Below are 14,247 nucleotides of genomic sequence, written 5' to 3'. Positions count from 1 at the left end.
CCATGCTGGGTATCGGCCTCTACGCGGCCATGGTCGCGGGCTCCGCCCTCTTCCACTTCTATCTGTGGGTACGGCTGGTCCGTGACACCACCCGGCCGGGCGGCACCGGCCGCCGCTGGGGCACGGTCGCCATCGTGATCTCCGCGGCCGTCGCCCCCGCGACCCGCATCCTGATGCCCTATCTGGGGCCGGAGAACGGGCGCTGGCTGGCCTGGCCCGGCTACATCCTGATCGGCGTCATCCTCTACCTCCTGACCGGCCTCGCCCTCGCGGAGATCCCGCGTGCCCTCGCGGTACGGCGGATCCGCGCCGCCGAGCGGGCCGCCCAGGGGGCCGTGAACGCCATGGTGCCGGTGGACACCATGGTGCCGGCGGGGACGGGTGGGGCCGTCCCCGCCGGAGCGGGCACCGACCCCCTCGACGACACCTCCGGCACCCCCGACGGCACGGAGAGCACCCGGCGGGTCCGGATCACCCGGGGCCGCCCCACGATCCGGCCCGTCGCCACCATGGACCGCCGGCTGTTCCTCGGCCGGACCGTGGGCGCCGCGGTCGGCACGGCGGCGCTCGCCACCACCGGATACGGGATGAGCAGCGCCCTCGGCGACCCGGTGATCAAACGCGTCCCGGTCCGGCTGCCCCGGCTCGACCCCCGGGTGACCGGGCTGCGCATCGCCACCATCAGCGATCTCCATCTCGGCCCGATCCTGGGCCGTTCCCACACCGAGCGGGTCGTCCGGCTGATCAACCGACTGGAGCCCGACCTCGTGGCGATCGTCGGCGACCTCGCGGACGGCACCAGCGCCCAGCTCGGCCACGCCATCACCCCGTTCCGGTCCCTGGAGTCCCGCCACGGCACCTTCTTCGCCACCGGCAACCACGAGTACTTCTACGACGACGTCCAGGGCTGGGTGGAGGAACTGCGCGATCTCGGGGTGCGCCCGCTGCTCAACGAACGGGTCGAGATCCATCACAACGGCGGTCTTCTCGATCTGGCGGGGGTGGAGGACGTCACCGGCGAGGAGCACGACCGCGGCCCCGACTTCACCCGCGCCCTGGCGGGCCGCGACGCCGACCGCGCCGTGGTCCTCCTCGCCCACCAGCCCGTCCTCGCCGAGCAGGCGTCCGACCACGGGGTGGACCTCCAGCTCTCCGGGCACACCCACGGCGGCCAGATGTTCCCGCTGAACGCCATCGCCGCCCTGTCCAACCCGGTGCTGTCCGGCCTCGGCAGGGTCGGGGACACCCAGCTCTATGTCACGAAGGGGGTCGGAACGTTCGGTCCACCGCTCAGGGTCGGTGCCGCGCCGGACATCAGCGTCATCGAACTGCACGGAACGTGACAATAAACTCTCACATGGTCACCCTTAGTACGGGATGTCTATTCAGTCCTGAGGGTGGCCGGAGTTGAGCCGGACGGCGGTGGGGTCCGGAGAATCAGGCGGTGTGCAGCACTTCTCCCCCACAACCCCGCCCCCCGTCCCCTCCGGCCCCTACGCCCCCACCTCGTCACCGCCGCCCCGGACCCTGGGACTGGCCCTGTTCGCCACCCGCTGGCTCCAGGCGCCGCTCTACTTCGGCCTGGTGGCGGTGCAGGGGGTGTACGTCTACAAGTTCTTCTACGAACTGTGGAAACTGATCCTCACCTGTGTGGGAGGACGGGCCACCGAGACCTATGTGATGCTCGCCGTCCTGAAATTAGTGGATGTGGTGATGATCGCCAATCTGCTGATCATGGTGATCGTCGGCGGCTACGAGACCTTCGTCTCCCGCATCGGCCTCCAGGGCCACCGGGACCAGCCGGAATGGCTCTCGCACGTCAACCCGAACGTCCTCAAGGTCAAGCTGGCCACCGCGATCGTCGGGATCTCCTCGGTGCATCTGCTCCAGATGTTCGTGGACGTGCACGGCACCTCACGCCACTCGCTGCTGTGGGGGACGGTGATCCACATGGCGTTCATCCTGTCGGCGGCGATCCTCGCCTATATGTCGGGGCCGATGTCGGCGCGCGCGGACCAGATCCACAGCGAGATCCAGCACCAGCACCAGCACCACCAGCAGCACCGGGAGGCCGGTCCCCGGCCCGGGGACCACGACGGACCGTCCTTCCCCGACACGCCGGACCCCGGCCCGGCACCCGGCGGCCCCCTGGCCGCGATCCCGGCGCCCCGCACGGGCGAGCCCGGCGCCGAGTCCCGGATCGCCGAGGCCGGTTTCCCCGCCCGGACCCCGCTGGAGCACTTCGACGCCGACCACCCCCGGCGCTACGACCGGGAGACCGTCGCCCGGCTCGGCAAGCTGGACTTCCTGATCGCCCGCCAGAACGCCGTCCTCACCGGCCCGCCCGGCACCGGCAAGACCCATCTCGCCGTCGGCCTGGGCATCCGGGCCTGCGAGGCGGGCCACCGGGTCCGCTTCGCCACCGCCGCCGAATGGGCCGTACGGCTCTCCGCGGCGCGCTCGGCCGGGCGACTGGACCGGGAACTGGCCGAACTCGACGGCTACGGGCTGCTGATCCTCGACGAGGTCGGCTATCTGCCCTTCGACGCCGAGACCACCGGGCTCTTCTTCCAGTTGGTCGCCCACCGCTACCGGCGCGGCTCGATCGTCGTCACCGGCGACCGCCCGCCGGACCGCTGGGACGAGATCTTCGGCGGCCCGGCCGCGGCGGCGATGGCGGACCGGCTGGCCCACCACGCCGAGATCGTCCGGCTCGACGGGGACAGCTACCGCACCCGACGCCTCACAGCAGGGGTGTGAGCGAGGGCAGGGCGATGTTCTGGAGCAGCGGCCCCTCGATCGTCACCCCCTCCCCGATCAACTGCTCCGGCAGGGGCAGGACGGGCGGGTTGTGGGGGGCGGCGGCCGGGGCCGACCGGGCCGGGGACGCCCGGGGGGCCGCACCGGCCTCCGGGGCGAGGGCGGCGAGCAGCGCGGCGACGGAGATCAGCGCGGCGAGCGAGACGGCGAGGGTGGAGCGCTTGTCGGGCATGGGCGTCGGGATTCCTTCCGGAGGGGGCTGCGGCCCGGCTGACGGGGGAGAGACAGCACGACACCCCGTGACTGCCCCCGCCCCCCGCCCCGGACACGGCACGCCGGGCAAGCTCCCCCATGGGTGGGAAGCGCCCGGCGTGGCGCGCATGGAACGCCGCGTACACCCGGCCGGGTGAGGCCCCCGCTCCGCCCCGCCCGTCAGGCGGGGTCGGGGGGTCCGTCCGCCAGCTCCGCCACCCCGGTGATCCGGTGCAGCGGATAGGTGCGGACCTCGTCCGCGGTGTGGTCGTACGCCGTCACGAAACCGCCCTCGACCCGCACCGGGGCGATCACCCGCTGACTGGCCGCGCCCTCGGCGTTGACATACCCGATCCACAGCCGCTGCCCGGTCAGTACGGCGGCCTGCACCGCGGCCAGGGTGTCCGCGGGCTCCGTGCGCGGCAGGTGCCCGGCGCCCGGCTCCGGGGTGGCCGCCGGTCTGCGCGGGGCGGTCGCGGCGAGGTCGCCCGCCCGGATCGCCCGGATCGCGGCCGTCAGCAGCACGGCGTCCGGCGGCGGGGGACCGTCCGGCACCGGTTCCGGCGCGGCGCGCGGCGGGGTGCGGTGGGCCAGCGCCCGGGTGATCACCACGTCCCCCTCGGCGGACTCGGCGGCCGGGGCGAAGCCCATCGCCCGCAGCCCCTCCAGCAGCGTGCCCGGGTCGGTCTGCGCGGCCAGCACGGTCGGTGCGAGCCGCCGCAGCCGCAGCCCGGCGGACCGCTTGTCGGCGAGGATCTCGCCGAGCACCGTGTCGTCGTCGCAGCGGACGTAGGCGGAGGCGGCGCCCACCCGGAGATGCCCGTGCCGCCGGGCCACGTCGTCGATGAGGTACGCCAGCGGCTGCGGCACCGGGGTGCGCGAGTGCGCGGCGAGGAAGGTGTGCAGCTCGGTGGCGGTCTGCCCGGCGTCGAGGCCCCGCCGCACCGACGCCGGGGTGAACCGGTACACCGTCGCCCCGCCCTTGGACTCGACGTCCGCGATCACGCCCAGCACCTCGGCCAGCGGACGCCGCAGCGGGCCGGGGGCGACGGCCGTCAGGTCGGCCTGGAGCAGGACGTGGTCCAGCGGCTCGGGCAACTGCGGCGCCAGCAGCCCGGCCGCCGCCGCGCACGCCACGGCCTGCTCGGCGGCGGAGAGCGGCTCGGGGTGGGGGAGGCGGTGGAGGGGGGTGTGATGGTGGACGGGGAGCTTGTCACCAGCGGCGGCGGGGCCGTCGGCGGAAGGGCTGGAGGGGGAGGGAGCGGTGGCGGAGGGGGCGGTGGCGGAGGGAAGGGTGAGGGACGGGCCGCCGACCGGTTCGGCGGTACCCGGCGCCGCCGTCTCCGCCGTGCCGCCGCCCCCGGCATCCCCCTCCACCGCCCCCGCAGCCCCCGCAGCCCCCGTGATCCCCGCGACCCCCAGCAACGCCCTCCCGTGCCCCGACAGCGCCCCCCGGCCGGTCACCCCCAGGAGTTCCGCCTCCGTCAGGGTCCAGCGGGCCAGGCGGGCGCGCAGGTCGTCCTCGCGGCGCGCCGGGCGCTCCCAGCGCAGGCGGTCGAGGACCGTCTCCGGGGCCGGGGCGCCGCCCGGCGGCAGCTCGGCCAGCAGGGTCAGCACCCGGTGCCGCACCTCGGGGGCCGCGGAGCGGTCCAGGCCCGGACCGAGCGCCGCCAGCGTGCGGTCCTTGCCGTCCCGCCCGCCGACCAGCCCCGCGGTACGGGTCGCCGTCAGCCAGGCCCCCGCGAGCCCCGCCCAGCGCTCCGCGGCCGGACGCTCGCGCCACTGGTCGTGGAACGGGGTCGCCGCGAACCGCTCGTCGGCCTCGCCGTCCGAGGCGATCAGCCCGGCGGCGAGGGCCAGCTCCACCCAGAACGCGGCGACCGGCTCCGCCACGTCCAGCGCCACCGCCGTACGCTTCAGATCGCGGACGCTCAGGCCGCCCGCGCGCAGGACGGCCGGGCCGCCCTCGTCCCAGTCGCCCAGCAGCTCCTCGACCGTCGCCAGTGCCGTGTACGCCTGGCCGGCCGCGGTCGCGTCCACCACCCGGGGCGCGTGGACGGCGGCCGGGACCAGCGCCGGGGGCAGCGGCTCCGGCGTGCGGTGCGCCCGTCCGTCGCGCAGATGCAGGGCCACCTCGCGGGGCAGGACGACCGTCCCCGGCGCGGTCGGCAGCAGCAGCCCCCGGTCCAGCAGCCACCGCAGCCGGGGCGCCGGATCCGCCGTGACCTGCCCGTACGGCGGCCCCCAGACCAGCCGGGCGAGCGCCTCCAGGGACTCCGCCGGGGCCTTCGCCAGCAGCGCCGACAGGTGCGCCCGGTCGCTGAACAGCGCGCTGAGCGAGGCCGCCGCCGACACCGCGTCATGGGTGCCCGGCAGCCCGGCCGCCGTCACGATCTCCTGGACCCGCCCCGGCGACATCCCGGCCGCCGCCTCCCGCACGGTCGGCCCCAGACCGGTCGGCGACGGGTGCTGCGGGGAGGGCGCCAGCAGCTCCTGGGCGGTGCGCACCAGCCGCAGCCGGTCGTCACCGCCCCACACGAGGGCCTGTTCGCGCAGGGTTCCCACGGCCCCCGGCAGCGCGCCCGCGACCGCCGCGTCGCCCTCGTCCCCGGCCAGCAGCGCGAGCAGCTCGCCGTACGACGCCGGGTCCGGGGCGACGGCGAGGGCCTGGGCGGTCTGCTGGGCGAACCGGTCCAGGCGCTCCAGGGCGCGCAGCACCGAGGCGCGGGTGGCCGCGCGGGTGGCGAGCTGGGTCAGATCGGTCGGCACCGGGGTGATGAGATCCGGGCGGCTGCGCAGCAGCGCGGCCAGTGAGGCGTCGTCCCTGGCGCGGAGCGCTTCCGCGAGGGAGCGCGGGGCTGCCGCCGGCTTCTCGTCGCTCATCCGCTCCACGGTAGCGGGTCGGTGTGACAGCCCGCCCGCCGTCGGCGTGAGGTGTGCGCGGCGCCCGCACGGCCCGTGCGCCGGAGTGCCGGGCGGTGGCCGCCACCCGCGGGCCCGGGGGCCCGGGGGCCCGGGGGGTCCGGAGGGCCGGGGTCCGGGGGTCCGGGGGTCCGTCCGGCGAACGGGACGTTGCCGAGATGGCCCGGGGGCAAACAGCACCGGGCGAAATGCCGTGACCCGGGTCACATCCCGCCCGCCCCCGGTCACCCTTGACCCCCGGTCAACGGTGACCGGGGGTCGGCCGACGGATCAGGGGGACATCCGGTGAATGATCAGGTGGAGCGGTGGATCGCCGTGCTCTCGCTCGCCGTTCCGGTCGCGGCGTTCCTGTGGGAGTTCTTCGTCGTCGGCCGCAAGCGGCTCGGCTACCGGGTACAGATGGACACCCTGGCCGCCGACGCCATCCAGTCCCAGCACGCCGAGGTGCTGCGCGGTCTCGAACGCGACGGCCACCGCCTCAAGGACCCCTCCTTCGTGCTGCTGCGCATCGAGAACGCCGGATCCGCCCAGATCGAGGCCGCCGACTATCTCGCGCCCGCCCATGTCGAGCACGGCGTCAAGGTCACCTTCCGGGAGCGCCAGGTCGCCGCCATGGTCGTCACCGAGCTGAGCCAGGCCGAACTGGGCGAGTTCTTCTCCGAGGTGGACGAGACCGGGCAGACCGTCGCCACCCCCGGCTTCCGCTTCGACAACAACGACGGCTCCGGCGTCATCCGGCTGCCCAAGGCCACCCTGCCGCGCGGCGCCGAGTACAAGGTGCTGGTGGTCCTCGAACGCCGGCCCGACGACCCCGGCACCGGCCCCTTCCCCGACCCGGTCTTCCTCGGCGCGGTCGGCAGCGGCACCCGCTGGTTCGACCCCCTGACCCGCTTCCTGCGGCTGAAGCTGACCCGCACCGAGAGCCATGTCTTCGCCTCCCGCCCCGCCTGGTACGGCATCTGGGTGCTGGCCGCGGCGGTCGTCGCGCAGGCGGTCCTGGTCCTCGTCCCCAACGGGCCGCGCCCGCCCCTGGACTGCGTCGGGGGCGAGCTGAGGCTCCATGGCTCCAGCGCCTTCGCCCCCGCCGTGCGGGCCGCCGCCGAGGACCTGGTCGAGCGGTGCGAGGGGTCGGGCCTGGCCATCGACCTGGACGGCGACATCTTCGAGGGCAGCACCGAGGGCATCGGCGACCTGGTCGCCGCCGCCGAGGACGCCGGGATCCGGGTCGGCGCGGGCGGCCTCGGCGACCATCTCGCCTTCACCGACGGCAAGGCCGACGAGAACCGCCAGGGACTGCGGGCACACCCCGTCGCCTTCCTCGTGTTCGCCGTCGTCGTCAACAAGGACACCGGAGTGGACCGGCTGACCACGGGTCAGCTCCGCCGGATCTTCGCCGGTGAGATCACCAACTGGGCCGAGGTCGGCGGCGCCGACGCGGCCGTCCACCTCGTCAACCGCGACGCCCGCTCCGGCACCCGCGCCACCCTCGTCGACAAGGTCCTCGACGGGAACCAGCCGCCCCAGTTCACCGAGCGCGACTGCGCCGCCCTCCACGACGGCTCCTTCGGCGTCTGCGAGGTCGGCGACACCGACGCCATGCTCCGCGCGGTCGGCGACACCCCGGGCGCCATCGGCTACAGCGAGGCCCATGCCGTCGACGGCTCGGCGGCGGCACCCCTGCGGCAGATCACCCTCGACGACCGGCCCGCGCGGGCCGACCAGGTCGGCGACGACGGCTACCCCTTCTGGCAGACCGAGTTCGCCTACACCTTCGGCGACCCGCCCCCCGGCTCCGTCGCCGCCGCCTTCCTCACCTTCCTCACCCAGCAGAGCGGCCGGGACATCCTGGAGGACCGCGGCCACGGCCTCTGCTCCGAAACCCGGAACGCGGACGAATGCAGCCCGATCTGACCCCGCCCCCCTGCGCTACCGTCGTCCCGTGGGGATCGAGAGCGACCAGGTCGTCTACGAGTATCTGAGCCGGGTCGGCGATGTGGCGCAGCAGCGCCAACTGCCGTCGTCGGCCCGGATGCGGCTGGTCAGCCAGTTGCGCGACGAGATCGACCGGCGGCGGGCCAGGGTCCCCGTGGACAGCCCCGCAGCCGTGCGCCGCATCCTGACCCGGCTCGGCACCCCGGACGAGATCGTCACCAGGGCCGGTGGCGGCGCGGTCGTCCCCGACACCCCGAGCGCCGCGGTCCCTCTCCAGCGCGAGGACGAGACGCCCCCGGCCCGCCCCGGCCGGCTGCGCCGCATGATCCCCCGGCCCCGTACGGCCGACCCCGCCCCCGAGCCCGACCCGGGCCCGCCCTTCGAACCCTCCGCCCCCCATCTCGCCCCCGCCCACGAACTGGGCGACCCCGCGACCCAGCCCGACTGGTGGCGCACCGACAGCACCGCCTTCGGCCCCGGCGACGAGGTCCCCGGCTTCATCGGCGGCGTGGAGATCCCCGAACTCCTCAAACCGCCCCCGCGCCGCACGAAGCCGGGGGAGCCGGCAGCGGAGGCGGAGACGGAGGAGGACGAGCCCGAGCCGGACGCCGGAGACGAGGGCGAGGGCGAACCCCGCCGCTCCCGCCGTCTGCTCCGCCTCCCCACCGGCGTCCGCCGCTCCTGGCGCAACCCGCTGCTGCTGATCGCCGCCGCCCTGCTGGTCGCGGGCGCGGTCCTCGGGAACCTGCTCGCGCTCGCCGTCGGCTGGCTCATCGCCTGGGCCTCGCGCCGGCTGACCCCCGCCGAGACCAAGTGGGCGGTGATGGTGCTGCCCGCGCTCGCCGTCACCGCCGGGGTGGTGTGGCTCTGGGGCCGCACCGAGGGCCGCTGGGGCGACCCCATCGCCGAGGGGCGGATGCAGGACGCGCTGGGCGAGACCTGGCCCTGGGTCCTGAGGGGGGCGGCCGTCGCGTCGGCGGTCTTCCTGCTCTGGCGCTCCCAGCGCGACCGCTGAGATCCCCCTCCGGCCGCTGAGGGTGGCCACCCACAATGGACCCATGACACACGCCGCCTCCGCGCCCCCCACCGTCGGATTCGACCTCGACATGACACTCATCGACTCCCGGCCCGGCATCCACGCCTGCTACCGGGCGCTGGCGGAGCGGACGGGGGCGTTCATCGACGCCGATCTGGCGATCACCCGGCTCGGGCCGCCGCTGGAGGAGGAGCTGATCAACTGGTTCCCGGCCGAGCGCGTCCCGGCCGTGGCGGACCTGTACCGGCAGATGTACCCGGGCGTCGCCATCGCCGCGACCCCGGCCATGCCCGGCGCGCACGCCGCGGTGGCGGCGGTCCGGGCGGCCGGCGGGCGGGCGCTCGTCGTCACCGCCAAGTACGAGCCCAACGCGAAGCTGCACCTGGCGCACCTGGGCATCGAGCCGGACGCGGTGGTCGGCGATCTGTGGGCCGAGGCCAAGGCGGCGGCCCTGCGCGAGCACGGCGCCGCCGTCTACGTCGGCGACCACCTCGGGGACGTCCGGGGCGCGCGGGCCGCGGGCGCCCTCTCGGTCACCGTGCCGACCGGGCCGTGCACGGCCGGGGAACTGCGGCAGGCGGGCGCGGATGTCGTCCTGCGCGATCTGACCGAGTTCCCCGGATGGCTTTCGGACTACCTCGACGGCGCCCCCGGCGAGGACGCGACCGAGGCCCGCGCCTGACGCCGCCCGGCCGCCACCGACTGCAACACCCCCACCCCGGCGATCAGGAATCCGACACCCATCAGCATGCTCAGCAGGAACATGTAGGTCGGAAAAGGAGTCGTCCCGAGGAACAGCGGGGTCACCGTGACCACCGTGGCCACCGTACCGACGAGGAACACCGCGGCACCGGCCCTGATCAGCCGGTCACCGGGCGCGGCGGAATTCGTTTGGGTTTTGTCACGCACCCGACCAGGGTAGTTCCCAGCGCAAAGGAACAACCGGGCGACGTCTTGTCACCCGCCCCAAGACCATTAGCCTTGGTAGCGCTTGGTAGCGGCGGGTCACGGTCGACCCGCCCCAGTGCTGTCAAGAGCGGTTTCCGAAGCAGTTTTCCGACGAGTACGAGGACGAGGACAGACGTGCCTACCGGCAAGGTCAAGTGGTTCAACAGCGAGAAGGGCTTCGGCTTTCTCTCCCGCGACGACGGCGGTGACGTCTTCGTCCATTCCTCGGTTCTCCCCGACGGAGTCGAGACACTCAAGCCGGGACAGCGCGTCGAGTTCGGAGTCGTCGCCGGACAGCGCGGTGACCAGGCCCTTTCGGTGGTGCTGCTGGACCCGACACCGTCGGTCGCCGCCGCCCAGCGCAAAAAGCCCGACGAGCTGGCCTCCATCGTCCAGGACCTGACGACCCTGCTGGAGAACGTCACCCAGACCCTGGAGCGGGGCCGCTACCCCGACAAGACGGCGGGCAAGCAGGTCGCCGGGCTGCTGCGCGCGGTCGCCGACCAGCTCGACGTATAGCGGTACCGGCCATCCCGTTTCCCACGCATTCCCGCGACCTCTCAGGATGTCGCGGGACTTCGCGGGTCGTCGCGGGACTTCTCACGGGAAATCCAGCGCGTGGGGGCCGAGGGGCGGAAGCAGTCCCTCGGCCGCCGCGCGGGTGAGCAGACCGCGGACCGCCGCATACCCGTCCGCCCTGAGGTCGGCGGTGAATTCGTTGACGTACAGCCCGATGTGCTGGTCGGCGACCGACGGGTCCATTTCCTGGGCGTGTTCGCGGACATACGGCCGGGACGCCTCGGGGTCCTCCCACGCGGCCCGCACCGAGCGCCGGATCGCGTCGGCCAGCGCGGTGAGCCGCTCCGCGCCCAGCGACCGGCGGGCGATGATCGCGCCCAGCGGGATCGGCAGCCCGGTGGTGTGCTCCCAGTGCTCGCCCAGGTCGGCCAGTTTGTACAGCCCGTAGTTCCGGTAGGTGAAGCGGGCCTCGTGGATCACCAGACCGGCGTCCACCGTCCCGTCCCGCACGGCGGGCATGATCTCGTGGAACGGCAGCACCACGATCTCGCCGACCCCGCCCGGCAGCACCTCCGCCGCCCACAGCCGGAAGAGCAGATACGCCGTCGACCGCTCGCTCGGCACGGCGACCGTCCGCCCGGTCAGCTCCGTCCCCTCCTCCCGCGCCAGCACCAGCGGCCCGCAGCCGCGCCCCAGCGCCCCACCGCACGGCAGCAGCGCGTACTCATCGAGCACATGGGGCAGCACCGCGTACGACACCTTCAGCACATCCAGCTCACCGCGCTCGGCCATGCCGTTGGTGAGGTCGATGTCCGCGAAGGTCACGTCCAGGGCGGGGGCGCCCGGGAGACGGCCGTGGGCGAGGGCGTCGAAGACGAAGGTGTCGTTGGGGCAGGGGGAGTAGGCGATCCGCACCGGATCAGGGGACGTCGGGGACTCGGGTGTCGTCATGTCGCTTCCAACTCTCCAGGGCGGGCGGGAGCTTCCCGAACCCCTGCGTCAGGGTGGCGAGGGCGTCGGGAATGCGCCAGGCGGCCCGGTCGCGCGGACCCACGGCATTGGACACCGCCCGCAGCTCCAGCACCGGCACCCCGTGGGCGGCGGCGGCCTCGGCGACCCCGAACCCCTCCATCGCCTCGGCCAGCGCCTCCGGGTGCGCGGCCCGCAGCGCGGCGGCGCGGGCGGCGCTGCCGGTGACGGTCGAGACGGTCAGCACGGTCCCCGGCAGGGCGCCGGTGGCGAGCGCCACGGACGCGACCAGGGCGGCGGGCGGCCGGTGGGTGACGGTTCCGAAGCCCAGCTCCGTGACCGGTACGAATCCCTCGGGTGTCTCGGCGCCCAGATCGGCGGCGGTGACGGCATCGGCGACGACCAGGGCGCCGAGCGGCGCGCGGGGCGCGAAACCACCGGCGATCCCGGCGCTGATCACCAGCCCGTAGGGCGCCCCGGCGAGGGCGGCGGCGGTGAGCGCGGTGGCGGTGGAGGCGGCGGCGAGGGCGGGCCCGACCCCGGCGGCGAGCAGATCGGGCCCCGAGGTGCGGACCAGCGCGGTGCCGCCGGGCAGCGCGCCCTCCTGCGGAGGCGGAGGGCCCGGGAAGGCGCGCGCCACCGCGTCCCGTTCGGCCGGGACGGCGGTGGCGACGAGTACGCGGAGCATGGCGGGTGCCGATCCGGACGCGGCCGGGATCAGGCGTCCTTCTCCAGCTTGAAGGACCACAGCCCGATGTTCTCGGTCTCGCCCTCCTTGACGGACACCGTGGTGGTGTTGCCGCTGGCCCCGTACTGGGCGTTGAAGAAGACGCTGCCCGGGATGGTCCGGTAGGTCTTGGTGGAGGACTCGGTCAGCGGCTGGCCGTTCATCAGAATGGTCCAGCCCTTGTCCGCGATGTCCGGGTCGACTCCGAAGCGGACGGTCTCGTCCGGGTCCACCGAGATCGTCTTGATGTCCGTGTCCCGCAGGCACGCGGTCAGCTCGGCGGTGGACAGCGCCTTGCCGTCGTTGTAGCAGTTCGCCTCGGAGCTGACGGAGTTCGTGCCCACCGTGATCGTCGCCATCGGCGTCGGCTTCTCACAGGCGGACAGGGCGAGCAGTCCGGCGGAGACGGCGCCGGCGGTGGCGACGGCGCGGCGGCGTCGCACACGGGATTGCATGGTGGTCATGGCGGAAGGTTATCGGGCACACGGGCCCCGCCGGTCATGCGGGGTGGGGGCCATGCGGGGTACGTGAACCGGCCGTCAGCCGATGGCCCTCACGCCACCCTCGGCCGCGCCCGCCCCCCGCGCCGCGCCGACCCCAGCAGCCCCCGTACGGTGCTCAGCCACCCGGCGGCGACGATCACGGCGGCCACCGACAGCCCGAACGGCCCGTTCAGCGGCAGCACGATCCCGATCGCGCCGCCCACCACCCACGCCATCTGGAGCAGCGTCTCGGAGCGGGCGAACGCCGAGGTCCGCACCTGCTCCGGGACGTCCCGCTGGATCAGCGCGTCCAGCGACAGCTTGGCCAGCGCCTGCGCGAACCCGGCCGCCGCCGCCAGACAGGCCACCAGGAACGCCCCGAAGAACACCGCCGCGACGATCGCCGCGCCCAGCACGAACGCCACCACCGTCACGATGATGATCTCGGGCGCGCGGGCCCGCAGCCACGCCCCCACCGCCGTACCGCAGGCGTTGCCCGCGCCCGCGGCGACCGCGACCGTGCCGAGCGAGACGGCCGCGCTCTGCCCGGTCAGCGGATGCTCGCGCAGCAGGAACGCCAGGAAGAAGATCAGGAACCCGGACAGACAGCGCAGGGCGGCGTTCGCCCCGAGGGCGTGGGTGACGGCGGTCCCGACGGTCCGCAGCCCCGGCCGCCTTATCGGCTTGCGGTGCGGTCCGTGCAGATGGTCGGGATCGGCGGCGAGCAGCGCCGTGTCCTCCCCCTTCGCGGAGTCCACCTTCGGCGGCAGCGAGAAGGACAGGAACATCCCGGCGACGAAGATGACGAACGCCCCGTACAGCGGCCAGCGCGGCCCGATGAACTGGAGCCCGGCGGCGACGGGCGCGGCGACCCCGGTGGCGAGCAGCCCGCCGAGTGTCACCCGGGAGTTCGCCTTGACCAGCGAGAACCGGGGCGGCAGCAGCCGCGGCACGACCGCGCTGCGCACCACCCCGTACGCCTTGGAGGCGACCAGCACCCCGAGCGCGGCCGGGTACAGCTCGATCCCGCCGCTGACCACGGCGGCCGACAGCACCAGCGCGAGCAGCGCGCGGGCCAGCATGGCGCACCCCATGGCGAGCCGCCGCCCGTGCGGCACCAGGTCCAGGAGCGGCCCGATCACGGGGGCGAGCAGTGCGAAGGGCGCCATGGTGATGGCGAGATAGAGGGCGACCCGGCCGCGGGCCTCGTCGGTGGGGACGGAGAAGAAGACGGTGGAGGCGAGGGCGACGGTGATCATCACATCACCGGCGCCGTTCACCGCGTGCAGCTCGATCAGCTTGCCGAGCCCGGACTCACCGGCCCCGTGCGCGTGGGTGGCCTTCCGGATCCCCCGGGCCGTCCCGGAGAACGGCGACCGCAGGGCACGCCCGACCGCCCGGACGGCCTCACCCGCCCGACCCGCCCCACGCCCACGCCTGCCCGCGGCTGCCACGCCGTTCATAGTGCCCCGAGATATCGCCCGGTAGGCGGAATCGCCGGAGCCGGGTGTTTTCCAGGCCCCGGGGGCACGCCTCCGGCGGGGGCCCCGGGACCCGTCCGGCGGGGAACCCGGGCGTGCTTCGGGCGGGGACCCCGGGGCGCGCCTCCGGCGGGGAACCCAGGACCCGGCCGGCGGGAACCCGGGATCCGTCCGGCGGGAACCCGGGCGTGCTTCCGGCGGGGAACCCGAGCCCCGCAC

General features: G+C 74.5%; 13 protein-coding genes. 6 read left to right on the top strand and 7 right to left on the bottom strand.

All coding sequences use genetic code 11. From position 1 onward, the window contains the following. Positions 1-2: 2 nt before the first annotated feature. Both AB0O01_RS08035 and istB read left to right on the top strand, forming a co-directional pair. The gene (locus AB0O01_RS08035) at positions 3-1,343 is read left to right on the top strand and encodes a metallophosphoesterase (protein WP_365311618.1); all 1,341 of its coding nucleotides are present in this window, start codon (positions 3-5) and stop codon (positions 1,341-1,343) included. 103 nt (positions 1,344-1,446) lie between these two features. Then, positions 1,447-2,760, top strand: a complete 1,314-nt coding sequence (istB, locus tag AB0O01_RS08030; RefSeq protein ID WP_365311617.1) for an IS21-like element helper ATPase IstB — start codon at positions 1,447-1,449, stop codon at positions 2,758-2,760. Here the strand turns inward: istB and AB0O01_RS08025 are convergent. Both AB0O01_RS08025 and AB0O01_RS08020 read right to left on the bottom strand, forming a co-directional pair. Then, positions 2,744-2,992 carry a hypothetical protein gene (locus AB0O01_RS08025; protein WP_365311616.1) on the bottom strand — a complete coding sequence of 83 codons (249 nt, stop codon included), beginning with the start codon at positions 2,990-2,992 and terminating at the stop codon, positions 2,744-2,746. The genes istB and AB0O01_RS08025 overlap by 17 nt on opposite strands. Positions 2,993-3,192: 200 nt before the next feature. Further along, the gene (locus AB0O01_RS08020; RefSeq protein ID WP_365311615.1) at positions 3,193-5,895 is read right to left on the bottom strand and encodes a helicase C-terminal domain-containing protein; all 2,703 of its coding nucleotides are present in this window, start codon (positions 5,893-5,895) and stop codon (positions 3,193-3,195) included. A gap of 324 nt (positions 5,896-6,219) precedes the next feature. Between AB0O01_RS08020 and AB0O01_RS08015 the strand changes: the two genes are divergently transcribed. Genes AB0O01_RS08015 through AB0O01_RS08005 form a run of 3 tightly spaced genes read left to right on the top strand, consistent with a single transcriptional unit; the run spans position 6,220 to position 9,584 of the window. Further along, positions 6,220-7,845 (top strand): substrate-binding domain-containing protein, encoded by a 1,626-nt coding sequence (locus AB0O01_RS08015; RefSeq protein WP_365311614.1) that lies wholly within the window; start codon positions 6,220-6,222, stop codon positions 7,843-7,845. A 28-nt stretch (positions 7,846-7,873) separates the two neighbouring features. Further along, positions 7,874-8,881, top strand: a complete 1,008-nt coding sequence (locus tag AB0O01_RS08010) for a hypothetical protein (protein WP_365311613.1) — start codon at positions 7,874-7,876, stop codon at positions 8,879-8,881. 43 nt (positions 8,882-8,924) lie between these two features. Further along, the gene (locus tag AB0O01_RS08005) at positions 8,925-9,584 is read left to right on the top strand and encodes a haloacid dehalogenase-like hydrolase (protein ID WP_365311612.1); all 660 of its coding nucleotides are present in this window, start codon (positions 8,925-8,927) and stop codon (positions 9,582-9,584) included. On the opposite strand, the gene AB0O01_RS08000 is transcribed toward AB0O01_RS08005, so the two are convergent. Then, a complete protein-coding gene (locus tag AB0O01_RS08000) occupies positions 9,536-9,811 on the bottom strand; it encodes a hypothetical protein (protein WP_365311611.1) in 276 nt (91 codons plus the stop codon). The two genes, AB0O01_RS08005 and AB0O01_RS08000, sit on opposite strands and share 49 nt — an antisense overlap. 174 nt (positions 9,812-9,985) lie before the next feature. Here AB0O01_RS08000 and AB0O01_RS07995 point away from each other — a divergent pair, with 174 nt between their 5' ends. Further along, on the top strand, positions 9,986-10,369 hold the full coding sequence (locus AB0O01_RS07995) for a cold-shock protein (RefSeq protein ID WP_355734324.1): 384 nt from the start codon (positions 9,986-9,988) through the stop codon (positions 10,367-10,369). An 81-nt stretch (positions 10,370-10,450) separates the two neighbouring features. On the opposite strand, the gene AB0O01_RS07990 is transcribed toward AB0O01_RS07995, so the two are convergent. The 4 genes from AB0O01_RS07990 to AB0O01_RS07975 form a co-directional block, all read right to left on the bottom strand. Continuing rightward, a complete protein-coding gene (locus AB0O01_RS07990; RefSeq protein ID WP_365311610.1) occupies positions 10,451-11,320 on the bottom strand; it encodes a 1,4-dihydroxy-6-naphthoate synthase in 870 nt (289 codons plus the stop codon). Beyond that, entirely contained in the window at positions 11,289-12,026 is a 738-nt protein-coding gene (locus AB0O01_RS07985) for a futalosine hydrolase (protein WP_365311609.1), read from the bottom strand. The genes AB0O01_RS07990 and AB0O01_RS07985 overlap by 32 nt, the downstream gene beginning before the upstream one ends. A gap of 29 nt (positions 12,027-12,055) precedes the next feature. Further along, positions 12,056-12,529 carry a DUF2771 domain-containing protein gene (locus AB0O01_RS07980; RefSeq protein WP_365311608.1) on the bottom strand — a complete coding sequence of 158 codons (474 nt, stop codon included), beginning with the start codon at positions 12,527-12,529 and terminating at the stop codon, positions 12,056-12,058. An 89-nt stretch (positions 12,530-12,618) separates the two neighbouring features. Beyond that, positions 12,619-14,010 (bottom strand): MFS transporter, encoded by a 1,392-nt coding sequence (locus AB0O01_RS07975; RefSeq protein ID WP_365311607.1) that lies wholly within the window; start codon positions 14,008-14,010, stop codon positions 12,619-12,621. Between the last annotated feature and the right edge of the window lie 237 nt (positions 14,011-14,247).

Origin of the sequence: Streptomyces sp. NPDC093252 (genome assembly GCF_040683675.1) — a bacterium.
Lineage (GTDB): Bacteria > Actinomycetota > Actinomycetes > Streptomycetales > Streptomycetaceae > Streptomyces.
This window is presented reverse-complemented; position numbering and strand designations above follow the sequence as displayed.

What these genes read in the sequence shown, in the direction of transcription:
- AB0O01_RS07980 (WP_365311608.1), bottom strand. Translation starts at nt 12,529, where the DNA reads ATGACCACCATGCAATCCCGTGTGCGACGCCGCCGCGCCGTCGCCACC.
- AB0O01_RS07990 (WP_365311610.1), bottom strand. Translation starts at nt 11,320, where the DNA reads ATGACGACACCCGAGTCCCCGACGTCCCCTGATCCGGTGCGGATCGCC.
- AB0O01_RS08035 (WP_365311618.1), top strand. Translation starts at nt 3, where the DNA reads ATGCTGGGTATCGGCCTCTACGCGGCCATGGTCGCGGGCTCCGCCCTC.
- AB0O01_RS08025 (WP_365311616.1), bottom strand. Translation starts at nt 2,992, where the DNA reads ATGCCCGACAAGCGCTCCACCCTCGCCGTCTCGCTCGCCGCGCTGATC.
- AB0O01_RS07975 (WP_365311607.1), bottom strand. Translation starts at nt 14,010, where the DNA reads ATGAACGGCGTGGCAGCCGCGGGCAGGCGTGGGCGTGGGGCGGGTCGG.
- AB0O01_RS07985 (WP_365311609.1), bottom strand. Translation starts at nt 12,026, where the DNA reads ATGCTCCGCGTACTCGTCGCCACCGCCGTCCCGGCCGAACGGGACGCG.
- AB0O01_RS08005 (WP_365311612.1), top strand. Translation starts at nt 8,925, where the DNA reads ATGACACACGCCGCCTCCGCGCCCCCCACCGTCGGATTCGACCTCGAC.
- AB0O01_RS08020 (WP_365311615.1), bottom strand. Translation starts at nt 5,895, where the DNA reads ATGAGCGACGAGAAGCCGGCGGCAGCCCCGCGCTCCCTCGCGGAAGCG.